Below are 22,889 nucleotides of genomic sequence, written 5' to 3' on the forward strand. Positions count from 1 at the left end.
ACTGGCTCAGAACTGTGCGTAGCCGTTGCCGTTCGATCCGTTGATCGAATAGCTGAAGCCTATAGGCAGGGCGGCGCGCACCTGGGTGAAGAAGGCCGCCAGTTCGCCCAGCGTCGAGCGCGGCACGAAAACGATGTCGCCACGCCGCAACGGCACGACCTCGCCGCGACGCGGACGCAGGTCCACCACCCGCATCATGCGCGATCCGCCCGGACCGCGACGGATCAGGGCCACGCTGTCCTGACGCGACGTCGGAGCGAAACCACCGGCCTGAATTACCGCCTGATAGGCGTCCAGATCGCCGATCATTTCGAAGACGCCCGGGCTGCGCACCTCGCCGTCGACCCAGACACGGATCGGGCCGGCCTGGCGCAGGGTGACCTCGACAACAGGGCGCACGAGCTGGGGCGCGTAGGCTGCCGAGACGACCTGCTGAAGCTGGGGCAGGGTGCGATCCGCCGCCATGACCGATCCGATCAGGGGCAGGGCGATCCGACCGTCTGGACCGACCTTGACCGTCCGTGTCAGCTCCGAAGCCGTCGGCGTCGCCACCTCGATCTCATCGCCCGGATACAGCAGATATTCCGGCTCCTGATCCGTCCATCGGGCGAAGGACAGGCCGGTGAGGTCATCGTAAGGCGACTGGTCAAGCCGCCCGGCGTCACGATTCCCGATCACACCTCCGCAGCCCGCCAACGAGGCGGCGATGGAGGCTGAACCCAGGGTCAGCAGAAACAGGCGGCGATCGGTCAGCATGGGAATCGGTCGGCCTCGACGAGGGATATCAGGCAACCTCGCCGGTTATGGGTAATCATCGGTTAACGCCGGTGGGCGAAGGGTGAGGACTACACGCCTTTCAAGGGATTCGGCCCGCCCGATGCGCTCCACCGCACACGTCACCACAAGGCCGCGCTACGGCGTTCTGGACGTGATCGGCCTGTTGTTCCGCGAACTGCTGCTGATGATCGTCGTCTTCGTGGTGATCCTCGGGCTGGGGTTTGCCGCTGCGATGACTCTGAAGAAGAGCTACACCGCAACCGGTTCGGTGTTTGCGGGCGTGGGGCAGGAATACGTTTATCAGCCGCGCGTCGGCACGGCCGAGCGGGGCCAGGCGCCGCAGGGCGACGAGGTCGCCAACTCCGAAGCCGCCATCCTGGGCTCCAGCGCCGTGCGTCAGAAGGTGGTCGAGGCCTTGGGTCCCGCCGCCATCCTGGGCGAGCCGCCCAAGGGCAGTCCGCAGGCCGCACGGTCCGCCGCGCTGAAGGCCGTCGGCGGCGGCCTGGGCGTCGCCACGGCGCCGGGCAGCGCGGTCATCCATCTGACCTACAAGGCCGACGATCCCGAACGGGCGGCCCGGGTCCTGAACACGATCATCGAGCAATATCTGATCTATCGCCGCGAAGTCTTCCAGGACAAGACGCCGGCCATCGCCAGCCAGCGCATCGCCTTCGAGGATGAACTCGGCAATGCGGACCGAGCCTATGAGGCCTTCCTGGCGTCCAACGACATCGGCGACTTCACTGCGGCCAAGGCGACGCTGGCGGCGACCTATCAGACGGTCTTCACCGATCGGATGTCGACACAGAGCCAGCTGAACCAGACCGCCCAGCGGCTGAACACCCTGGTGGCGCAGCAGGCGGGAACACCGGCTGAGGTGGCGCTGCAACAGGATCTGAACATCTCGGCCCAGGACCAGGTGCTTCAACTGCGCACCGAGCGCGAGCAGCTGTTGTCACGTTATCAGCCCGACGCCCAGCCGGTGAAGGACATCGAGGCGCGGATCAATCAACTGCAAGCCTATGTCGCGACCGGCACGGCCGTCGGGGCCAAGGAGGTCCGCACCGGGCCGAACCCCGTCTGGACCGAGCTGGAGACGACGCGGATCAACACTCGGGCCGAGCGCGACTCGCTGGCGGCGCGTCTGGCGGTCCTGGACCGGCAGCTGGCCGACATCCGTTCGCGTCAGGCGCGGCTGACGGCGCTGGAATCCGAGAACACGACCCTGGCCGGCAATCGCGAAGTGCTGAGCGCCTCGATCCGAGAGTTCCAGCAGCGCGAGACCCAGAGCCGCGCCGATAACGCCCTGGTCGCCGCTGGCGCCGACAACGTCACCGTCATCGAACGCGCCCAGCCTCCGGCGACGGGCAAGAGCCTGAAGATCCCGCTGCTGGCGGCGGTCTTCCTGTTCGCGGGCTTCACCGCCCTGTGCGTCGGCCTGTTGCGCGTGTTCACGCGGCGCGGCTTCACGACGCCGGCCTCGGTCAGCCGCACCCTGGACATGCCGGTCCTGGCCGTCGCGCCCGCCAAGGCGGCGTAGGTAAAGTCGTGCTAGGCTGAGGGCTTAGGGAGCGCCTTGGCGATTCGATGGTCGATCTGACTTCAGAAATGGCGGGCCTTTGGGCGGCGCTGGGACCGGCGCCGGCGCACCGTGCGCGGGTGATCCAGTTCGCCTCCGCCGCGACCGGCGAGGGCGTCTCGACCGTGGCGCGTGAGTTCGCCCGATTGGCGGCCGTGCGGGCGCGCAAGCCCGTCTGGCTGATCGACGGCGACCTGGCGCAACAGGGGCAGTTGGAGACGGTGTCGGCCGAGCCGGATCGGTTCGGTCAGGTCGGTAAGGCGGCGCAAGGCTCGCCTGACGGCTCAAGCTTTTACGCCGTGACGCCGCGCGTGACCGGGCGCGACGGCAAACCTGTGCCGGATTCGCGACTGTTGACGGCGCGGTCCTGCCTGGGCGGCCGGCTGTGGGTCACGCATTTCCACATGGAAGCGTTGCGATCCGGACACCGGGTCGAGGCGATCGGAGAGCCCCGCTACTGGGAGGCGCTGCGACCCCACGCCGACACCATCGTCATCGACGCGCCCGCCGCAGACCGCAACGACATGGCGATTATCCTGGCGCCCTTCGTGGACATGACGGTGCTGGTGGTCGCGGCAGAAAGCACCGCCGCCCACGCGCCGGTCATCCTGCGCGACGAGATTGAAGCCGTCGGCGGCAAGATCGCCGGGGTGGTCATGAACCGCTCGACCTACAAGGCGCCGGGGTTCCTGCGGCGACTGATGGGCTAACGACGATCCGCTTAATATCTCGCCGCCGCGTGAGAATGACGCTATCGGCGACGTTGGGTCGGAGCGCCCATTTTTCTATGGAGATCGGCGTTGTCTGACGGCTCAATCATAAATCGCATCGTCATCGTCGGCGGTGGGACTGCTGGGTGGATGGCGGCGGCGGCGCTGGCGCATGCGTTCGAGGGCGCGGGGAAGACCGTGATCCTGGTCGAATCCGAAGCCATCGGCATCATCGGCGTCGGCGAGGCGACGATCCCTGAAATCTTGAAGTTCAACGCGCGCCTGGGGATCGACGAGGCGGACTTCCTGCGTGAGACCAAGGCCACGTTCAAGCTGGGGATCGAGTTCGACGGCTGGCGACGCGAGGGCGAGCGCTATTTCCATCCGTTCGGCGCCTTTGGGCTGGATATGGAAGGCATCGCCTTTCATCATTTCTGGCTGAAGGCCTGCGCCGAAGGCGGGTCGGCGCCGTTGGAAACCTATTCCATGGCCTGGCAGGCCGCGCGCCGTGGCCGTTTCGTTCATCCGCAGGGCGGGCCGCAGTCGCCGCTGTCCAGCCTGGGCTACGCCTATCATTTCGATGCGGCGCTCTATGCGGCCTTCCTGCGCCGCTTTGCGGAGGGGCTGGGGGTCGTCAGGCGCGAAGGGCGGGTGGTCGAGGTCCAGCAGGCGGCGGATGGCGATATCGCTGGCGTCAGGCTGGCCGACGGCCGGATCATAGAAGGCGACTTCTTCATCGATTGCACCGGCTTCATCGGCCTTCTGATCGAGCAGGCATTGAGGTCAGGCTATGAGGACTGGAGTTCCTGGCTTCCGTGTGACAGCGCTGTCGCCGTGCCGTGCGAGCGCGAGGAGCCGTTATCGCCATACACGCGGTCGACGGCGCGCGAAGCCGGATGGCAGTGGCGCATCCCGCTGCAACACCGTGTGGGCAACGGCTACGTCTATTCCTCGGCGCACATCTCGCATCAAGAGGCCGAGGACGCGCTGATGGGCCGGTTGGAGGGCACGGCTCTGGCCGAGCCGCGCCGCCTGCGGTTCGCCACAGGCCGGCGCAAGGACTGCTGGAAGCGCAACTGCGTGGCGGTCGGACTGTCGAGCGGATTCCTCGAGCCGCTTGAATCGACCAGCATTCACCTGATCCAGAGCGCCATCACCAAGCTGATCACCCTGTTTCCGTCGCAGAAGAACAGCGAGGGGCTTCGCAGCGAGTTCAACGCGCTGATGGAGGAGGAATTCGTCACGGTCCGCGATTTCTTGATCCTGCACTACAAGGTCAACCAGCGAGCGGGACCGTTCTGGAGCCAGGTGCGCGACATGCCGATCCCGGACAGGCTGGCGGCCAAGATCGCCCTGTTCGAGGAGACGGGTCGGATCGTCAGGCGCGACCATGACATCTTTTCCGAATCGAGTTGGCTGGCGGTCGCGGTGGGGCAGGGGCTGACGCCGCAGGGACGTCACCCGATTTCCGACGTCATCGGTCATGACGCCAACCTGGGCCGGCTGTCGGCGATCCGTGACAGCATCTGGCGCACGGCTGACGCCCTGCCGACGCACGCCGATGCGCTGTCGGCGACGATGGCGCGTCGGCCGTAGATAGCTGAGCGACCGTCGCGGTTCCAACGTCTTTGTTGACGGGTGACCGCCATCCCGACTGCGCGAGAAAACCCCAGAAAGATTGTCGTGGGGCGTTGACATCGCTGTCAATCGAGCGTTCCTACCCGCTCGCGGACGGTCGATAAGGCTGCCGACAACTTCGCGACGGGCATCGCCGTCGGACCTCGGGGGAAACCATGATGAAGTCAGAGATCTTTCACGCCGGACGTGCGCCCTTTGCGCGAGGGCTGCGCCGCTCCGTGTCCGCCCTGGCCTTGACCGTCGCCGTGGTCGGCGCGACCGCTGCCCACGCCCAGTCGGACGCCGAGCCGCAAACGACGGCGCCCGCGGATGATGCGGCGCAGGTCGATGACGTCGTCGTCACCGGCATCCGCGCGCGGATCGCGTCCTCGCAGGCGATCAAGCGCGACTCCGACACCTTCGTCGATGCGGTGACCGCCGACGACATCGGCGCCCTGCCGGACAAGTCGGTCAACGAGGTGCTGCAGCGCATCCCCGGCGTGAACATCAACCGCTTCCAGGGCCCGACCGACCCCGACCACTTCTCGGTCGAAGGTTCCAACGTCATCATTCGCGGCCTGTCCTACGTCCGCTCGGAGTTCAACGGCCGCGACGCCTTCAGCGTGAACACCGGCCGCGCCCTGGGCTTCAACGACGTCTCGCCGGAACTGCTGTCGAGCGTGCAGGTGTTCAAGAATGCGACGGCCGACCGGATCGAAGGCGGCATCGCCGGGGTCGTCGATCTGCGTACCCGCAAGGCGTTCGACAGCCGCAAATTCGTCTTCGGCGCGACGGCTGAAGGATCATATGGTGACCTACGCGAAAAGCCGGGCCTGGGCTTCTCGTCCTTGATCAGCAACGTCTGGGACACGCAGTACGGTTCGTTCGGCGCCCTGTTGAGCTATGGCGAATCCGACCTCTATTCCGAAGCTTACGGCAGCCATCTCACCGACTTCACCTATCGGTCCGATCTGTCGAACGGCGATGATCGTCGCTATGTGCCGCGCGGCGGCGCCGTGCGGACCCAGCAGTTCGACCGCTCGCGCTCGACCCTGGACGGTTCGCTGCAATGGGAATCGAACGACGGCCGCGCCAAACTGACTGGCGAGTACATCCGGGCGGATTCGCGTTCCGGCTGGACCGAGCGTGTGATCGAGGTTGACCTGGGCAGCGGCGGCGATCCGACCCCCACCGCCGGCAATCCCTTCACCTATGGCTCCGACGGCGTTTTCACCAGCGGGCTTCTGGTCAACAACGCCCCGAACCTGCAGGTGGCGCCCAAGCGCGAGCGCGATCTCCAGACCCTGACGGAAGACTTCTCGCTGGCGGCGGAGTTCCACCCCACCGACCGTCTGTCGATCTGGCTGGACGCCCAGTACAGCAAGGCCTCGGCCGACGACGTGGACATGAGCATCTACGGCGCGATCACGCCGGTCTACACCCTGATCGGAGAAGGCCGTCACGGCGTGCCGGACATTCAGTTCGTCGACGCCTCGGGCCAGCCCTCGGCCCTGACCAACGATCCGGCTAACTTCTACTACCGCGCCGCCATGGATCACGTCGAACAATCCGAGGGCGACCAGAAGGCGTTCAAGGCCGACCTGAAATACGATTTCGACAACTCCTCCCTGCGCGCCATCCGCATGGGGGCCCGCTATTCGGATCGCGAGCAGACGCGCCGCTACAGCGCCTATAACTGGGGTGCGATTTCGGAAAGCTGGGCCGGCGGCGTTTCGCCCTTCCAGACCACTGGACCGCTGGCGGTCGCTCAATACGACTTCCCCAACTTCCAGCGCGGGCACAACCCGACGCCGATGAACAGCTATTATCCGACCGTCGGTCTGGCCTCGGCCTATCGTGACGGAACGCTACAGGCGGCTTTGGCGGGCGTTCGCAGCCCGGGCGCCACGTGGAAGCCGTTGGATCAGCGTGACGGTGTGGTTTCCGGCACGCCATTCTTGCCCGGCGAGACGAACATTTCGTCGGAACAGACGACATCCGCCTATGTTCGGTTCGACTTCGGTCGCGACGACATCTTTGGCGCAGACACGGCGCTTTCGGGCAATATCGGCCTCCGCTACGCCAAAACGGATTTCCAGACCCAGGGCTTCATTACGACCCCGAAATTGGGCGAGCAGTTCGGTGACGCCGAAAGGAATGACCCGAGATTCCCAGGTCAGGGGATTCCCGTCACTCAAGCCAATGCAGCCGCCATTGCGCGTTATCGCTGCGGGCTGATTCAGCCTGGCCAGTCCGGGCCGGGCTATTGCCTGCTTTCCGACGCCCGGTTGAACGACCTGATCGCCTTCAGCGACGGCAGCACCCAGCCTGTGGAGCGGACCAACAGCTATGACGACTGGTTGCCCAGCCTGAACGTCAACCTGAAGTACAAGGAATGGGTCTTCCGCGGCGCCGTCTCGCGGGCCATGACCCGTCCAGACTTCGGCGTGACCGCCTTCTCGGCGGGCCTGTTCTACACCGACATGAATCAAATCCGGGCGAACGGCGGCGACGTCAATACGGCGCCCCTGCTCACCACTAACGGCGGGGGTTCGTTGCTCACGGGTGTGCGCGCCTGGAACTATGACCTCGGCGTGGAGTGGTATTTCAAGCCGGGCAGCTCGCTGACCTTCAACGCCTTCTACAAGGATCTGACGGACATCCTGGCGAGCGGCTCGTTCGTGCAGCCGTTCAGCAACGCTCAGGGCGTCTCGACCGACGTTCTGGTCAACCAGCAGGTCAATATCGGCTCCGGTTGGATCAAGGGCTTCGAGGTTGGCTATCAGCAGACCTACAGCTTCCTGCCGGGTCTGCTAAGCGGGTTGGGGATCGAGGCGAACTACACCTTCGTCGAGCCTTCGACCTTCCCCAATGCTGTGACCGAGCCGCGCTATGTGGGTCTGGAACTGCCGTTGCAGCAGCTGTCTAAACACACCTACAACTTCTCGGTCTTCTACGAGCGGGATCGGCTGTCGGCTCGCCTGGCCTACAACTGGCGCAATGGCTTCCTGCTGACGCCGCGCGACGACGTGAACCCGTACTCGCCGATCTTCAACGACTCGACCGGTCAGCTTGATGGTTCGATCTTCTACACCCTGAACGACAACTGGAAGATCGGCCTGTATGGCGCGAACCTGCTGGACGAGGTCACCGTCACGCAGCAGCAGACGTCCTATAACCTGAACGGCGCGAACCAGGCCGGCCCGCTTGCTCCGCGCTCCTACTTCCGCAGCGACCGTCGCGTGACGCTGAGCCTGCGCTACACCTTCTGAGACTTCTTCTCTGAGCGAAGACTTGGGGCGTCGATCATTGATCGACGCCCCTTTTTTCGTTCTGGATCAGCCGCATTCGCGCAGCCGTTCGATGAACTGCGAATGGGCGGGAAGGGCGGCCAAGGTCTGGTCGAAGGCCATGACCATTCGCCCCAGCGAAGCCATTGCGCTGTTGATTTCCAGACGGTCGGCCTGGATGTCGTAACGGCGCGGTGTCAGGCCAAGGCCGGCCATCAACAGGGTCCAGTGCTGCCCGTCATAGGGATCGCCATCCAGGCCGACACCGGCGTTGCGAGACGTAAACTGGGCGATGCGACGCGCCAGGTCGTCGCCAGCCGGGGCCAGTCGCTGGCCTTGCGAGCCGCACAGAAGGATCAGGTGGAGTCTATCCGCGCGGTGCGCGATGTCGCGAACGACGGCCTCATTATAGGCCTCGGCGCAGACTGAAATCTGCTCGGACGCGCCCGGCAGCGATGCGACCAGTTGTGTCAGCTGTCGCTCCAGCGCGGCGCTATCCAGGCCCAAGGCGTCGCCAAAGCGCGCTGCCGCCAGACCAAGAGCAAGACGACGACCGTTCCAGGGATGCGTATCCAGGCCGGGGGCGAGGGCGACGTCCGACAGAGCGGCGACATCAACGTCGCCCAGCCAGGCCGCCAGCGCCGCTTTCGCAAGGTCAGCGGTCGTGCGATCTGCGGCGTAGGCCAGGCTGGCGAAGCCGCCGCCGGGCAGGGGGCTGCGGCTGGCCAGCCCTTCTTCCAGGCTGGCCATATCCAGACGCGGCGCGTGATCGCCACCCGCGTAGCGCACGGTCAAACAGCGGTCGTAGCCGAGGCGCGCGGTCCAGTCGCCGTCGCCGTCAAAGGCTGCGGTCGTTCGCGTGTCCAAGGTCATGAAGGGCGCGATCTCGCGGGCGTCGTTCACACCTTCTCGCACGCCGGCACGCAGGGCGGTGTCCCGCAGTCGCGCCGTCAGAACGCGCGCGTCCAGCATCAGTCTGGGACGAAGAAGGGAGCGCGGCGACTGCCGATCCGGGCTGGGATGAGCGTAGCGACCGGCGGCCATCACACGCGCCTGAAACTGCAGCGGCGCCAGAAGCGCGGCATAGTCGGGGGCGGCGGGCGACTGACGGGCGGCGCGCAGCACGACGTCCGCCAGCGCGACCCCATCGATCCCGGGCAGGGGCTCCTGCTCGACGACGGCGATGTCTCGCCCGTCGCGCCAGTTTCGCAGCAGCGAGCCGAGGAAGAAGCCGCCGTGGCCGTGCGCCAACAGGTCGGCGCCGTCCGACAACTGGACGAGCACGCCGTCTGGATCGGCGATCACGACTTCGGGCTCTTCACCAAGCGCGGGAGGAGCGGCGTCTTCAATCCGGACCGAATGGCCAGACGGCAGGTGGCGGGCCAGCAGCGCCGCCGCCGCCCAGGCCGTCAGGCCGCCGCCCTGAATGACCCAAATCTTTTCGGTTACGCTCATCGGAGGCTACCTGCGCGCGCGGCCGCATCGCGGATGAAGGCCATGTGGTCGGGGGTCCGATCGACGGTCGATCGGACATCGTCGCCCAGGGCTGCCAGCTTGGCGGACAGGACGTGTCGTTCCAGCCGATCGACGCGCGGATCCCAGCCGTTCGGGACGATGTTCTGCCCCACCAGTACGGCGAGCCAGCTCGGCGGCAGGAAGACGCCGATGTCATAGTCGGGCAGCAGACCGCGCGACTTAAAGGCCTCGACCTTGGCCGCCAGACTGTCGGGCCAGGCCATGGTCCGCATCTCGCGCCAGAACGGCTCGTCACGCTGGTTGGCGACATAGTGCAGCACGAGGAAGTCACGAATCCGGTCGAACTCCAGCGCCATGATCCGATTGTATTCCTCGGCGTCCGCCGCCATCCCGATCCTATCGGGGAACAGGTCCAGCAAGGTCGTGATCCCCAACTGGATGAGATAGATGCTGGTGGATTCCAGCGGCTCCAGGAAGCCGCCGGACAGGCCGATCGCGACCACGTTGCGGCTCCACAGTTTGTGCCGACGCCCCGTCTTGAAGCTCAGCCGACGCGGCTCGGCCAGCGCCGGACCTTCCAGATTGGACATCAGGGTCGCCACGGCGCCCTCGTCCGAAATGTGAGCCGATGAGAAGACGTGGCCATTTCCGGTGCGATGTTGCAGCGGAATGCGCCATTGCCATCCCGCCGCCCGGGCCGTCGCGCGGGTGTAGGGGCCGACCGGCGCCGTCGTCTGGCACGGCACGGCGAAGGCGCTGTCGCAGGGCAGCCAATGGCTCCAGTCCTCGAACGTCGTCTCCAGCGCCTGATTGATCAGCCGTCCGCGAAAGCCCGAGCAATCGACGAACAGATCGCCCGAGATGCGGCGCCCGTCCGACAGGACGACGGCGTCGACATCGCCCGTCGCGCCATCCAGGACATGATCGACAACCTTCCCTTCGGTGCGGACCACGCCGCGTCCGCACGACACCTGGCGCAGGAAGGCGGCGTAGAGACTCGCGTCGAACTGAAAGGCGTAACTGAAGGTGGACAGGATGGAGCCGGGGTCGGAAACCGGCCGCTGGAAGCGGTTCGCCTCGGCCGCCCTGACCGGATAGCTGTAGTCGCTAATGTAGGCGGCGTCGCCCATGGCGCGGCGCGCAGCCCAGACATGGTGGAAATCGATCCCCTCGATCGGCTCGCCATAGGCGCCGAACGGATGGATATAGCTGTCGCCGGGCCGTCCCCAGTCCACGAACTGGATGCCCAGTTTGAAGGTCGCCTGCGTCTGGTCGATCAACGTCTGTTCGTCGATGCCCATGGCCGTGTTGAAGGCGCGGATGTGGGGCAGGGTGGCCTCGCCCACGCCGATGATGCCGATCTCGTCGGACTCGACCAGTTCGATCGAGACGGCGCTGCCCGCCAAACGATGAGACAGGGCGGCGGCCGTCATCCAGCCAGCGGTTCCTCCGCCCAGGATGACGATTTTTCGGATCGGACCGGCATCGTTTTGGGTCATCATGCCGACTGTCTAGCAGACCATTTTTCGGCATGACAGCGATGGACAAGCGTGACCATAAGCTGTGTCGGCATCGCCTTTTCGAACGGGGATGTTAGAAGCGATCTGAGCGACGTTCAGGGGGACGGATTTTGGCGACGGTGACGATCTATGACGTGGCCGCGAAGGCGGGCGTGTCCATCAAGTCCGTGTCGCGCGTGCTCAATAACGAGCCGAACGTCAGCCCCACGCTGCGAACCAAGGTGGAGGAGGCGGCTGCGTCTCTGGGTTATCGGCGTAGTCTGTCGGCGCGCAGTCTGGCGGGCGCGTCGTCGTCGTTGATCGCGGTCCTGGTGGACGCGGACCTGACCATCGAACACTGGAAGAGCGGGCGCGGCAGCGACTATCTGGGGCGTCTGGAGTTCGGCGCCCTAATGGAGGCGCGCCAGGTCGACTATCATCTGATGATCGAGCTGGTGGACCACAACTCGCCTGATCTCGAACGCGATCTGATGGCGTTGCTGAACTCCATCCGGCCTGAGGGCGTCATTCTGACGCCGCCGAACTCGGACAACATCGCTGTGATGGACGTGCTGGACGCGGCCGGCACGCCCTATGCCCGCATTGGACCGGAAGCGGCCTTTGATCGCGGCTTCTGCATCGAGATGGACGAACGGCGCGCAGCGTTGGAGATGACGCGCCATTTGATCGACCTCGGGCACACCCGGATCGCCTTTGTCACCGGACCGGTCGCCTATGGCGCCAGTCGACGGCGCCTGGCGGGCTACAGGGACGCCATGGCTGAGGCGGGTCTCGAGGTGGCGCCGGCCTGGGTGGTGGAGGGAGACTTCACCTTCAACTCCGGAGCGCTGGCGATGGAGAAGCTTCACCAGACCGCGCCGGATATCACGGCGATCTTCGCCAGCAACGACGATACGGCCTTGGGCGTCTTGCAGTGCGCGGCGAGGCTGGGGCTGTCGGCGCCCGGCGACGTGGCTGTGGCGGGTTTCGACGATTCGCCCGGCGCCGGCTTCAGCACGCCCGATCTGACCACGATCCGCCAGCCGGTGGCGGAGATGGCCGCCGCCGCCGCCCAGCGCCTGATCCCGCCTCTGCGCCGTCTTTTGAAGGGTGACGCCAATGCACGTGTCATCGTTCCGCACGATCTCATCGAGCGTCAGTCCACCGCCCAAAGCGTGCGCTGACAACGTGTGCAAAGACGAATGTTGACAGCGCTGTCATGGGCCGGGCACAGTATGCTTGTCCAAGGCTGTTTTGGACGTCAGTATCGGCCTGAAGGCGCGTCTCCGGGATCGGCCCGGGCGGCGCGGTGGCCCCAGCGATCAGGTCTCTCTCATGCACAAGGCCGCCACCGCCCTAGTGATCACCCTCATGTCGAGCGCGTGCGCGATTGATCCTGGCATGGTTCGCGCTGTTCCGGTTCAGGCGGTGACGCCGCAGGCGTCGATCGTGACGGATGCGACCCGCGCCCATCCTGCGCTGTGGCCGCGTGCGGCGTCGCCGGCGGCGATGACGGATCGGGCGACGGAGGCCTTCGTCACCGAACTGATGAGCCGGATGACGCTGGAGGAGAAGGTCGGCCAGACGATCCAGGCCGACATCGCCTCGATCAAGCCTGAAGACCTGCTGACCTATCCGCTGGGGTCGATCCTGGCGGGCGGCAACTCCTCGCCGGGCGGCGATGAACGCGCCTCGGCCCGGAAGTGGGTCGAACTGGCCCAGGCCTTCCGTGCGGCGGCGGCCCAGCGGCCGGGCGCCAAGGTGCCGCTGATCTACGGCATCGACGCCGTGCACGGTCACAACAACGTCGTCGGCGCGACCATCTTTCCGCACAACATCGGCCTGGGCGCCGCGCGTGATCCCGACCTGATCCGCCGCATCGGCGAGGCGACGGCGCTGGAAGTCGCCGTGACGGGCGCCGACTGGACCTTCGGCCCGACCCTGGCCGTGCCCCAGGACGACCGCTGGGGCCGCGCCTATGAAGGCTATGCCGAGAACCCGGAGGTCGCCAAAAGCTACGCCGGTCCCATGACCCTGGGCCTTCAGGGCGCGCTGTCGGCCGATCATCCGCTGACGCCCGGCCATATCGCTGGCTCGGCCAAACACTTCCTGGCCGACGGCGGCACCACGGGCGGCAAGGACCAGGGCGACTTCGCCGGGTCCGAACAGGAAATGATCCGCACCCATCTGTCCGGCTATCCCCAGGCCATCGACGCCGGGGTGCTGTCGATCATGGCCAGCTTCTCCAGCTGGAACGGCGTCAAACATTCGGGCAACGAGACCATTCTGACCGACGTGCTGCGCGGCCCGCTGGGCTTCGACGGCTTCGTGGTGTCGGACTGGAACGCCCATGGCCAGCTGCCGGGCTGTTCGAACGAAAGCTGCGCCCTGGCCTTCAACGCCGGCATCGACATGTTCATGGCCCCCGACAGCTGGAAGCCGCTGTATGAAAACACCCTGGCCCAGGCGAAGTCGGGCGAAATCCCGATGGCGCGCCTGGACGAGGCGGTGCGCCGCATCCTTCGCGTCAAGATCAAGACCGGCCTGTTCAACGACAGCCGCCCGGTCGAGGGGCATCTGAACGAACTGGGCTCGCCCGCTCACCGCGCCCTGGCGCGCGAGGCGGTGCGCAAGTCGCTGGTGCTGCTGAAGAACGAGGGCTCGGTCCTGCCGATCCGCTCGGGCGCGCGGGTGCTGGTCGCGGGTCACGCCGACGACATCGGCCAGGCCTCGGGCGGCTGGACCCTGACATGGCAGGGCACGGGCAACTCGAACGCCGACTTCCCCAACGGCCAGTCGATCTGGAGCGGCATCCGCGAGGCGGTCGCCGCCGGCGGCGGCCAGGCGACCCTCAGCGCCGACGGGGGCTTCACCCAGAAGCCAGACGTCGCCATCGTCGTCTTCGGCGAGACCCCCTATGCCGAGTTCCAGGGCGATGTGGACACGCTGGACTTCCTGCCCACCGGCCCGCTGGAGACGCTGAAACGTCTGAAGGCGGCGGGCATTCCGACGGTGTCAGTCTTCCTGTCGGGTCGTCCGATGTGGACCAATCCTGAGATCAACCAGTCCGACGCCTTCGTCGCCGCCTGGCTGCCCGGCACCGAAGGGGCCGGCGTCGCAGACGTCCTGATCGGCGATGCGGCGGGCAAGCCGCGCAACGACTTTACCGGAACCCTGTCCTTCAGCTGGCCCAAGACCGCCAAGGGCGAGCCGCTGAACGTCGGTCAGCCCGGCTATGACCCGCAGTTCGCCTATGGCTACGGCCTGACCTATGCGCGCAACGCCCGCGTCGGCGCCCTGTCGGAAGACAGCGGCGTGGTCGGGGCGGTCGGGAGCCTGGACCGCTACTTCGTCGACGGCCGCTTCGTCGCCCCCTGGTCGCTGATGCTGCGCGACGCGGGCGGCGAGTTCCGCCTGGGCTCCGAAAAGACCGGCGCCAGCCCGCGCGGCGGCGTGTCGGTGCGGTCCACCGACGGCGCCGGCCAGGAATCGGCGCGCGCCCTGACCTTCTCGCAGGGCGGGGGGCAGGCCCTGATCGCGGCGCAGCCGGTCGATCTGACGCGCCAGTCGAACGGCGAGATGGCCATCGCCTTCCGCTACCGCGTGGACGCCCGCGCCAAGGGTCCGGTGTTCCTGACCCTGGGCGCCGGGTCTGTCGATATCTCCAGCCTGATCGCTGCAGCCCCCGTCGGCGAATGGCGCACGCTGAAGGTGCGTCTGTCGTGCCTGCGTGACCGTGGCGCAGACATCGCCGCCGTCGACCAACCCTGGGGCCTGCGCACCAACGCCGACTTTGCCGTCACGGTCGAAGATATCCGCCTGGCCTCAAACGAGGGCGACGCCGTCTGTCCAACGCAGTAGGCTGAGCTTGCCAAAGGGGGGACCGGCCGCATGACCAATGCTGAACTGAGCGTGGCCTTCTTCCTGCAGATGGCGATCATCATCGCCGCCTGCCGAATCGTGGGCTGGCTGGCCAAACGCTACCTCGGCCAGCCGCAGGTGGTGGGCGAGATGATCGCCGGGGTGATCCTCGGGCCATCGCTGTTTGGCCTGTTGGCGCCCGATCTTCAGGCGGCCCTGTTCCCCAGGGAGTCGCGCTCGATCCTGTTCGTCGGAGCCCAATTGGGCGTCGGCCTCTACATGTTCCTAGTTGGGCTGGGCTTCCGTCGCGACCACTTCAGGGCCAATGCGAAAAGCGCCGCCGCGGTGTCGCTTGCGGGCATGGCGGCGCCCTTCCTGGTCGCTGTCGCCCTTGCGCCCTGGCTGGTCGCCGAGGGTCTGTTCGGGCAGGGGATCCAGACCTGGCAGGCCATGCTGTTCATGGGCGCGGCCATCTCGATCACCGCCTTTCCCATGCTGGCGCGCATCATCCATGAGCGGGGGCTCAGCGGCACGCGGTTGGGTTCGTTATCGCTGGCGGCGGGCGCCATCGACGACGCCGGCGCCTGGTGCGTTCTGGCCATCGTCCTGGCCAGCTTCGGCGCGGGACCGATGGTGGCGGTGACAGCCATCGCGGGGGGCGGCGCCTTCGCCCTGTTCATGCTGACGCTGGGGCCGAAGATGTTGGCCCCGCTGGGACGGATCGCCGAACGGGAAGGGCGGCTCAGCCCGACAGTGCTTGGGATCGTGCTGATCCTGTTCATGCTCAGCGCCTGGGCCATGGACGCGGTGGGTATTCACGCCGTCTTCGGCGGCTTCATCCTGGGCGTCGCCATGCCGCGCGGCTTGCTGAGCGACGAGGTCAAGCGTCAACTGGAGCCGTTCGCCGTGCTGGTGCTGCTGCCGATGTTCTTCACCTTCTCCGGCCTGAACACCCAGCTGACCATGGTCAACAGCCTGGGGCTGCTGGCCGTGACCGTCATCATCCTGCTGGGCTCGATCCTGGCCAAGGGCGGCGCCTGCTGGGCCGCCGCCCGCCTGACGGGTCAGGACAACGCCACGGCCATGGGCATCGGCGCCCTGATGAACGCGCGCGGTCTGATGGAGCTGATCATCATCAACATCGGCCTGCAAAAGGGCGTCATCGGCCCGGCCCTGTTCTCCATCCTGGTGCTGATGGCCATCATCACCACCCTGATGGCCTCGCCCCTGTTCGAGTGGGTTTACGGCAGGAAGGCGAGAGAACGGGGCGAGCTGGGGGCAGTCGATGACGCTCGACCAGCCCAGGCTTCGGCCTGAATTGATCGAGCGGCACGACAACCTCAATGGTCGTCGATGAAGGCGGCGACCCAGACCAGGGGCGCATTCCAGTTGATGGCCACTTCGTTCAGGGCATAGGCGTTGATGTGGTCGGCCCAGCAGGTCTGGGCCGCGCATTTGCCGACCAGGGTCTTGGCCACGTCGTCGATCATGGCCTGATTGTTCGGCCCGCCCGACAGGGCGCCCACCGGGGGCAGGGGATAGGCCGGGTTGGCCTGATGCGCCCAAAATCGATGGTGTGGGTTCTGGACCGGACGATCACCGTAGCCGGTCACATAGGACCGATCCATGGGATTGCGGCCGAGAACATAGTCCAGTGACCAGATCACTGCGTTGCGGAAATTCCAGTCGCCGGTGTAGTCGAAGGCAGAGCCCAGGATCACCGCCCGGCTCATCAAGGCGCCGTTCGAGCCCCATTCGTATTTCTCGCCCTCGACCGGCAGGCCGTAGCCCTGACCATAGCCGGCGTCGACATAGGCGCGGGCCGCCGCCACGATGTTAGCGCGCACGGTGACCAGATCCTCGGGCGGCAGAACGTCCGGCACGGTCGCCAGCGTCAGCGATCCCAGCGACGCCGTCCACGAGAAGCCTGGATCGCCAGTCGCGCTTTTGCCCGACAGCGGTCCGCCCAGATAATAGGGCGAGGTCTTCAGCGCGGTCAGATAGGCCGGATTGCGGGTCGTGGCCAAAAGCTCGGCCGTGGCCCAATAGAACTCGTCCGAGAAGTCGTTGTCGCCATAGGCGCCGCCGCCGGCGAAATTCTCTCCAGCCCGAACGTCGCGATTGCGCAGCGCCGCGCGGAAGGCGCGCTGCGAGGCCGTCAGACATTGGCGCGCGAAGGCCGGATCGATGTCACGCCAGATCCGCGCGCATTGGGCGCCGACTGCGGCCAGATTGAGCGTCGCGGCCGTGCTGGGCGGATAGAGCAGGCGCGGCTGGGGATCGTCCGCCGGGGCCATCGGCAGGCCCGTCCACTGTGCATCATGCACCTTGTGATGGACCATGCCGCCGGCGTCGATCTCGGTCAGGGTCAGCGGCTGACCCGGCGCCTGGGCGCCGACCGGGAACTTCAGCTTCACGCCGTCGGCGATCTGCATCTTCAGCAGGAACTCGATCTCGTAACGCGCCTCGTCCAGCAGATCGTTGACGCCGTTTCCGGCCTCGGGAATATCGACCTTGCCGTCCGCGAAGGCGCTTGCGCCGGGACCGCCCTTGGCCACGGCGCGTTCGTAGGTATTCAGCAGCATCCAGACCGAGATGCCGGCGTTGACGACGTATTTGCCGTGGTCGCCGGCGTCATACCAGCCGCCCGTGACGTCCAGCGTATAGTCGCACCCGGGCCAGACCACGCCGGCCGTATCCGCGCCTGAGAAACAGGCGGCGACCTCGTGCGGGTGACCGGCCGCGCGCGCCAGATCCGGCCGCGCGACATGATCCCCCAGGATCGGCACGCCGGCCCGGTTCTGATAGAAATAGGCCAGGGCGTCGTACTTCAGTCGCGCGTGCGGATGCTGCTGGATCGAGAAGGGGCGGCTCTCGTGCGATCCCACGATCAGGCGGTAGGCTTTCCCGTCGGTCTGCAGCGACTGAAAGTCGACCGTGTGGACGCTCTGTCCAGAGGCGGCGTCCTGGCCGAACACTTTTGACGCGCCCTGGGCGACGACCGCGCCGGAGCGATCGACGATCCGCCAGGGCAGGGGACGGGCCGTCTGGTCCTCGACGGTGGCCGTCTTCGGCCCTTGGGTTTCGAAGCCGACCTGGCTCATGCGAACGGCGTTGGCGTCAGGTTCGGCGTGCGCCGCGCCAAAGCCGGCCGCCAAGGCCATGGCCGCAACGCTCGCCGTCACTCTCTTTCTCATACCAACCTCCCTCAAGGCCTGTCTTCGTTCACGCACGACACCAATACGCGTCGGCGTGCCGCACCATCTTTGCAAAAACACTAGCATCTGACAGCGTTGTCACAAGATGCGGCGTGATCGCTTTGTGTTGCAGCCGGTGAGGCCGGATGACGCGGTGATCGTGCTAGCAAGCGCGTCGGGGCTCATGGCATAGAGGCGAGGGTCGTTCGATGGAGGAGGGCGAAGTTTCAACTTATTCCCATCCCCGCCGCACGCGTCTGGTCGTTGCGGCGTACCTGGTCCTGTTTCTGGCCGCCTTCATTGGCCTGGCGCCCCTTTTCCAGATCATCGCGCCGCTTCATGCGGCCGGGCTGGATGCTGGCTCCAAAACGGAAATCCTGAGCCGCGCGATGTTCTGGGGCGCCATTACGGCTGCCGCCGCCAATGTTCTCATGGGGACCATCAGCGATAGGACTACGTCGCGGTTCGGGCGTCGGAGGCCTTGGATCGCGTTGGGCGCCCTCCTGACGGTCTTGAGCTATGTCGGCATATGGCGGTCGTCGACGCCGGGTGAGTTCGTCTGGGCCTTGATCGGGTTTCAACTCGCCTTCAACGTTCTGATGGCGCCGCTTTCTGCGGTGTTTGCAGATCGCGTGCCGATCGCCCTGAGAAGCACCGTCTCTGCGATGCTGGGCCTGTCGTATCCGCTGGCGGTTGCGCTGGGGTCCAGCCTGATGGCGCTCGGGCCTCAGTATGAGCCCGGACGATTAGCGCTCCTGGCCGGCATTCTTCTCGGCGCCGCTCTCATCTTCCTGATCGTTTACGACGAGCCGCCATGTCTGGAGCGGCCAGAAACGCCGCAACCCTCCGCTTCCGGCGGCATAGGCTCGTTCATCGCGCCATTCAGATCGCGAAACTTCGCCGTGGTCTGGACCGGGCGGCTCTTCATCGCGACAGGTTACGCCCTGGTCAGCATGTATCTGCTGTATTTCGTCACGGACGCGGTAGGATGGCCCGGTCGCTCACCGGAACGCGCGCATGCCTTGCTCACGGGCATCGCCTTTGTGAGTGTCGTGGTCGTCGCGGGGGCCATCGCCTTGTTTGGACGGCGGATAATCTGGCGACAGCCTGTCGCGCTGATGGGAGCGCTGTTGCTGTGTGCGGCGACCGCCGTGCTGGCGATCGCACCTTCCTGGACAACGGCGGTTCTCGCCCTCGCGGTCTATGGCTTGGGCCAGGGCGCCTATGGGTCGGTGGAGATGGGGTTGATGGCGGATGCTCTTCCCACGCAGAACAATCGCGGGCGAGACATGGGGTTGAACAACCTAGCTGTCGCCCTGCCTCAGGCGATGGCCCCGGTCGCCGCCCTCATTCTCGAGCGTTCCGGCGCCGATGTTCGGGGCCTGTATGTCGCAGCGGCCGCGTGTTTCGCCGCCGCCGTCCTGGTCATGAGCCTGTTTCGATCAACCCCGGTGTTGGAGCACTCCAAATAGGCGGCTCTGCTAGTCTGATGACGTGATCCGAATGGTGTCACGCTTCAGGGAAGGGCGCGACTTCGATTTCATCGCTACGGCCATGTGTCTGCGTCAGGCGTCTGACCGTGACAGCATCGCCGAACCATAGAGTTTCGGCTCGAAGCCTTTGGTCCAGAAGACCTTGCCGAGACCACGCGCGCAGCGGTCATAGATGATCGCGCGGTCGGGTCGGCGCAGGATCGCTGACAGGACGGACGCGGCGCCCCAGACGCCGGTCTGGGCCAGGCCGACCAGCATCCATTTGACGACGCCGGGCCAGTCGCGGCGGTCGGCGGCCATCTGGGTCGGGCTCTGGCCATAGGCGAAGGCGCGGGTCAGGGCGTAGGTCAGCGTGGCGCGGTGCGGCGGGGCGAACTCATCCACCCAGGCGTCGGAGGCCCAGCCGAAACGGCCGCCGCGCGCCGACAGGGCGGTGAACAGCCGGTCGTCCTCGCCGCCCGTCTCGTTCATGGCGACATCGAATGGGGCCTCGCCGGGCAGGGCCGTCGCCCGCACCATCAGACTGTTGCCGCAGCCGTGGATATCGTCGGTCAGGCCGGTTTCGCGCGGGCCGTCGCGACCGAAGAACCGCTCCAGATAGGTGGTGGTCCAGCCGGTGTTGTCTGGCACACGCCCGCGAATGGGGCCGAAGACGACATCGGCGCCGGTTTGGGTTTGGGCGCTCAGCAGGGCGGCGAGCCAGCCGGGGGAGGCGGTTTCGTCGTCGTCGAGGAATGCGATCAGGGGCGCGTCGGTCGCGGCCAAGCCTACATTCCGCGCCGTCGCCACGCCGGGGATGGGGGCGTGGGCATAGGTCAGGGGCACGGGCGCCTCGGCGCGCAGCCGTTCGATGAGGGCGGCGGCGGAGCCTTGCGGGTCATTGTCGGCGACGACGATGGCGGCGACGCGATGCAGCGATCCGACTTGGACGAAGACAGAGCGCAAGGCCCGCTCCAGGCTGTCGAGGCGGCGCAGGGTCGGGATGATGACGGCGACGTCGCGCATGTCAGACGGCATCCGCATAGACAGCAGCGCGGTAGAGCCTGAGCGCGAATGCGCGGGCCTTGACCGGCAGGGCCGTGGTCAGGGCGGCCCGCTTCATCAGGCGACGCGCCAAGGGCAGGGCGGGCAGGCGTTTCAGGGCGCGCGCGGCCTTGTAGCTGGGATAGGTCTGAACGATGGTGGGATGCAGGGCGACGACACGGGCGAAGTTGCCGGCGCCCTGATCGAACTTGCGCGCCAGATCCTCGACCGTATCCAGGCCCATATGGGTGGCGGGATTGTCGATATGGACGACGGCAAAGCGGCGCGAGACCCGCATGGCCCACTCCACGTCCTCCCAGCCCCAGCCGCTGAAACCGGGATCGAAGGACTCGGCGGCGAAGACGTCGCGGCGCACCAGCAGATTGGAGGTGTAGACGTATTTCTCGGGCGTCACGGCGCGCTGGGACGCGGGCAGGCATTCCGAGGCGCCGGACAGGGCGCGGTGGACGGCGAACCGCGCGTCGGTCGGCGCCTGATCCAGCGAGAAGCCGCCGAAGGCCACGGCGGGCGCATTGTCGCTGACCAGCCGCAGCCAGTTTTGCAGGAAGACGGGCGTATCGGGCCGCATGTCGCTGTCGAGGAACAGATAGGCCTCGCCGCGCGCGGCGGTGGTCAGGCGGTTGCGACCCCTGGCGCGGCCCTCGTTGGCGGCCAGGGTGATGAGGCGGGCGGGCAGCCGCAACGTATTGATCGTCGTTTGTAACTGCTGGGTCAGGTGGAAGTCAGCGGTGCCGTCGTCCAGCAGAATCAGCTCGACGGCGCCTGCGAGGGTCGGGGCCTCGGTGTCCAGTTGGTGCAACAAGCCTTGCGGGTCGTCGCGCAGGAAGGGGATCAGTACCGAGATCGTCGGCGTCGCCTGAGACGAGGCGGCGTTGTCGTGGATATGGGCGCTCATGCCGTCACGCTCCGGCGCGCGCGGATCAGGCGCAGCAGGACGTTTCGCACCCCGGCGGCGTTCAGCGTCAGGGCGACGACGGCATAGACGAGACCGCCCACACTGGCGTCCAGCATCAGCTCCACGAAACCGCCGATGTGCGGCAGCATCCATACGACCCCGGCCATGACGGCGGACGCGATCCCGCAACGGATCAGCGCCTCCCACGGCATTGGCAGGGCGATGGCGCGGCGGCTGAGCAGGATGCAGGCGATCAGGCCGATGGCGAAGCTGGCGGCGGTCGAGACGGCGGCGCCCGTCACGCCCATGCGGGGGATCAGCACCAGGTTCAGCGCCACGTTGCACAAGGCCGGGATCGCCATGGTCACCAGCAGCAGGCCGGTCTTCTTTCCAAGGGTGAAGCCGAAGCCGAAATAGTAGGCGATCATCCCTGACAGGAAGGATGAGGCGGCGATCCACGGCGTCACCAGAGCGGCGGCGGCGCGCAGATCCTGGCCGATCATCAACTCCGCCAGCGGTCGCGCGACCAGCGACAGGCCGACGGCGGCGGGCAGGCCGATCAGGATCAGGGTCGAACCCTGCTCGATGGCCGTCTGACGCAGCGCCTCGCGTCCTCCGCGCTCCAGCGCCATGACCATGGCCGGCGCGCCCGCTGCCCCCAGCCAGATGAAGATGACGTCGAGCGTCCGGTTCGCCAGGCTGTAGCTGGCGTGATAGGCGCCGACCGCCGCCGCATCCATGAAGGCCGCCAGCAGAAACCGATCCGTCGAAGCCAGCACCAAGGCTAAGGTCAGCGACGCCGCAATGGGATAGCCATAGAGGGCATAGGCCTTCAGCCGCGTGCGATCCACGGTTCCGCCACCCGCCTGTCGCAACTCGCCCGGCAGGATGAAGGGCAGGGCGAACAGGGGCGCGATGGCCAGGCCCAGCAGGGGCGAGGCCGCACCGGCGCCGGCCAGCGCGAACCCGGCCCCGACCAGAAAACCCAGGATGGCGACCCCGATGTCCACGGCGGCGGATTTCGACACCTCGCCCGCCGCGCGATACCGCTCCTGCGCCAGCTTCGCGAGGTTGCGCACCGGCGCGCCCGCCAGGCCGAAGGCGACGGCGATCTTGAACGCCGGCGTCAGCGGCGCCAGCCACACGATCAGGGCCGCGATCGGGGTGAAGACGGCGATGATAGCGAAGGATGTGCGGTACAGGCTGGCGAAATGGGTCGCCATGCCCTCGGGCGTGCGCTCGGCCGCCCAGAAGCGCGCCATCGACGCCTCCAGCCAGGTGAAGGTCACGGTGTGGGCCAGCGTCGTGACCGAAAACGCCAGGGCGTAATGGCCGAAGTCGTCGGCGCTGAGCAGGCGCGTAAAGACGAAGATGGTCAGGAAACCGACCACCCCCTGGACGATCTGGGCCGGCAGATAGCCCCAGACGCCGCGCCAGAACATCCGCTTCTC

General features: G+C 66.6%; 15 protein-coding genes. 8 read left to right on the top strand and 7 right to left on the bottom strand.

Translation table 11 applies throughout. From position 1 onward, the window contains the following. Positions 1-6: 6 nt before the first annotated feature. The gene (locus tag JX001_RS09075) at positions 7-756 is read right to left on the bottom strand and encodes a polysaccharide biosynthesis/export family protein (protein ID WP_205680810.1); all 750 of its coding nucleotides are present in this window, start codon (positions 754-756) and stop codon (positions 7-9) included. A gap of 121 nt (positions 757-877) precedes the next feature. On the opposite strand from JX001_RS09075, the gene JX001_RS09080 reads away from it, so the two are divergent. From JX001_RS09080 to JX001_RS09095, 4 genes are all read left to right on the top strand, one after another. Beyond that, positions 878-2,317 (top strand): GumC family protein, encoded by a 1,440-nt coding sequence (locus JX001_RS09080; protein ID WP_066551296.1) that lies wholly within the window; start codon positions 878-880, stop codon positions 2,315-2,317. Between the two features lie 47 nt (positions 2,318-2,364). After that, entirely contained in the window at positions 2,365-3,066 is a 702-nt protein-coding gene (locus JX001_RS09085; protein ID WP_205680811.1) for a P-loop NTPase family protein, read from the top strand. A 90-nt stretch (positions 3,067-3,156) separates the two neighbouring features. Then, positions 3,157-4,662 (top strand): tryptophan halogenase family protein, encoded by a 1,506-nt coding sequence (locus JX001_RS09090; RefSeq protein ID WP_205680812.1) that lies wholly within the window; start codon positions 3,157-3,159, stop codon positions 4,660-4,662. A 197-nt stretch (positions 4,663-4,859) separates the two neighbouring features. Further along, a complete protein-coding gene (locus tag JX001_RS09095) occupies positions 4,860-7,955 on the top strand; it encodes a TonB-dependent receptor (protein WP_205680813.1) in 3,096 nt (1,031 codons plus the stop codon). Positions 7,956-8,021: 66 nt separating this feature from the next. Here JX001_RS09095 and JX001_RS09100 read toward each other — a convergent pair whose 3' ends face one another. Both JX001_RS09100 and JX001_RS09105 read right to left on the bottom strand, forming a co-directional pair. Then, positions 8,022-9,428 (bottom strand): tryptophan 7-halogenase, encoded by a 1,407-nt coding sequence (locus tag JX001_RS09100; RefSeq protein WP_205680814.1) that lies wholly within the window; start codon positions 9,426-9,428, stop codon positions 8,022-8,024. Then, entirely contained in the window at positions 9,425-10,951 is a 1,527-nt protein-coding gene (locus JX001_RS09105; protein WP_241004591.1) for a tryptophan halogenase family protein, read from the bottom strand. Before JX001_RS09105 ends, JX001_RS09100 begins: the two co-directional genes overlap by 4 nt. A 137-nt stretch (positions 10,952-11,088) precedes the next feature. Between JX001_RS09105 and JX001_RS09110 the strand changes: the two genes are divergently transcribed. The 3 genes from JX001_RS09110 to JX001_RS09120 all read left to right on the top strand — a co-directional run bounded on the left by JX001_RS09110 (position 11,089) and on the right by JX001_RS09120 (position 16,126). Further along, entirely contained in the window at positions 11,089-12,132 is a 1,044-nt protein-coding gene (locus JX001_RS09110) for a LacI family DNA-binding transcriptional regulator (RefSeq protein ID WP_241004592.1), read from the top strand. A gap of 217 nt (positions 12,133-12,349) precedes the next feature. Then, positions 12,350-14,809, top strand: coding sequence for a glycoside hydrolase family 3 protein (locus tag JX001_RS09115; RefSeq protein WP_205680816.1), 2,460 nt, complete (start codon positions 12,350-12,352; stop codon positions 14,807-14,809). Between the two features lie 30 nt (positions 14,810-14,839). Then, a complete protein-coding gene (locus tag JX001_RS09120; protein ID WP_205680817.1) occupies positions 14,840-16,126 on the top strand; it encodes a cation:proton antiporter in 1,287 nt (428 codons plus the stop codon). Between the two features lie 23 nt (positions 16,127-16,149). Here the strand turns inward: JX001_RS09120 and JX001_RS09125 are convergent, their stop codons facing one another. Continuing rightward, complete coding sequence (locus JX001_RS09125; RefSeq protein ID WP_205680818.1) at positions 16,150-18,006, bottom strand: glycoside hydrolase family 9 protein; 1,857 nt, start codon at positions 18,004-18,006, stop codon at positions 16,150-16,152. A 209-nt stretch (positions 18,007-18,215) separates the two neighbouring features. On the opposite strand from JX001_RS09125, the gene JX001_RS09130 reads away from it, so the two are divergent. Beyond that, positions 18,216-19,478, top strand: a complete 1,263-nt coding sequence (locus tag JX001_RS09130; RefSeq protein ID WP_205680819.1) for an MFS transporter — start codon at positions 18,216-18,218, stop codon at positions 19,476-19,478. Positions 19,479-19,571: 93 nt separating this feature from the next. Here the strand turns inward: JX001_RS09130 and JX001_RS09135 are convergent, their stop codons facing one another. The 3 genes from JX001_RS09135 to JX001_RS09145 are packed head-to-tail and all read right to left on the bottom strand — an operon-like array spanning position 19,572 to position 22,880. Beyond that, the gene (locus tag JX001_RS09135; RefSeq protein WP_205680820.1) at positions 19,572-20,504 is read right to left on the bottom strand and encodes a glycosyltransferase family 2 protein; all 933 of its coding nucleotides are present in this window, start codon (positions 20,502-20,504) and stop codon (positions 19,572-19,574) included. 1 nt (position 20,505) lies between these two features. Next, positions 20,506-21,438: a glycosyltransferase family 2 protein gene (locus JX001_RS09140; RefSeq protein WP_205680821.1), complete on the bottom strand. Its 933-nt coding sequence runs from the start codon at positions 21,436-21,438 to the stop codon at positions 20,506-20,508. Continuing rightward, on the bottom strand, positions 21,435-22,880 hold the full coding sequence (locus JX001_RS09145; protein ID WP_205680822.1) for an oligosaccharide flippase family protein: 1,446 nt from the start codon (positions 22,878-22,880) through the stop codon (positions 21,435-21,437). Before JX001_RS09145 ends, JX001_RS09140 begins: the two co-directional genes overlap by 4 nt. Positions 22,881-22,889 lie beyond the last annotated feature (9 nt).

This window comes from Brevundimonas fontaquae, assembly GCF_017086445.1.
Classification (GTDB): Bacteria; Pseudomonadota; Alphaproteobacteria; order Caulobacterales; family Caulobacteraceae; genus Brevundimonas; species Brevundimonas fontaquae.

What these genes read in the sequence shown, in the direction of transcription:
- JX001_RS09075 (WP_205680810.1), bottom strand. Translation starts at nt 756, where the DNA reads ATGCTGACCGATCGCCGCCTGTTTCTGCTGACCCTGGGTTCAGCCTCC.
- JX001_RS09080 (WP_066551296.1), top strand. Translation starts at nt 878, where the DNA reads ATGCGCTCCACCGCACACGTCACCACAAGGCCGCGCTACGGCGTTCTG.
- JX001_RS09085 (WP_205680811.1), top strand. Translation starts at nt 2,365, where the DNA reads ATGGTCGATCTGACTTCAGAAATGGCGGGCCTTTGGGCGGCGCTGGGA.
- JX001_RS09095 (WP_205680813.1), top strand. Translation starts at nt 4,860, where the DNA reads ATGATGAAGTCAGAGATCTTTCACGCCGGACGTGCGCCCTTTGCGCGA.
- JX001_RS09100 (WP_205680814.1), bottom strand. Translation starts at nt 9,428, where the DNA reads ATGAGCGTAACCGAAAAGATTTGGGTCATTCAGGGCGGCGGCCTGACG.
- JX001_RS09105 (WP_241004591.1), bottom strand. Translation starts at nt 10,951, where the DNA reads ATGATGACCCAAAACGATGCCGGTCCGATCCGAAAAATCGTCATCCTG.
- JX001_RS09115 (WP_205680816.1), top strand. Translation starts at nt 12,350, where the DNA reads ATGGTTCGCGCTGTTCCGGTTCAGGCGGTGACGCCGCAGGCGTCGATC.
- JX001_RS09120 (WP_205680817.1), top strand. Translation starts at nt 14,840, where the DNA reads ATGACCAATGCTGAACTGAGCGTGGCCTTCTTCCTGCAGATGGCGATC.
- JX001_RS09125 (WP_205680818.1), bottom strand. Translation starts at nt 18,006, where the DNA reads ATGAGAAAGAGAGTGACGGCGAGCGTTGCGGCCATGGCCTTGGCGGCC.
- JX001_RS09130 (WP_205680819.1), top strand. Translation starts at nt 18,216, where the DNA reads ATGGAGGAGGGCGAAGTTTCAACTTATTCCCATCCCCGCCGCACGCGT.
- JX001_RS09135 (WP_205680820.1), bottom strand. Translation starts at nt 20,504, where the DNA reads ATGCGCGACGTCGCCGTCATCATCCCGACCCTGCGCCGCCTCGACAGC.
- JX001_RS09140 (WP_205680821.1), bottom strand. Translation starts at nt 21,438, where the DNA reads ATGAGCGCCCATATCCACGACAACGCCGCCTCGTCTCAGGCGACGCCG.
- JX001_RS09145 (WP_205680822.1), bottom strand. Translation starts at nt 22,880, where the DNA reads ATGTTCTGGCGCGGCGTCTGGGGCTATCTGCCGGCCCAGATCGTCCAG.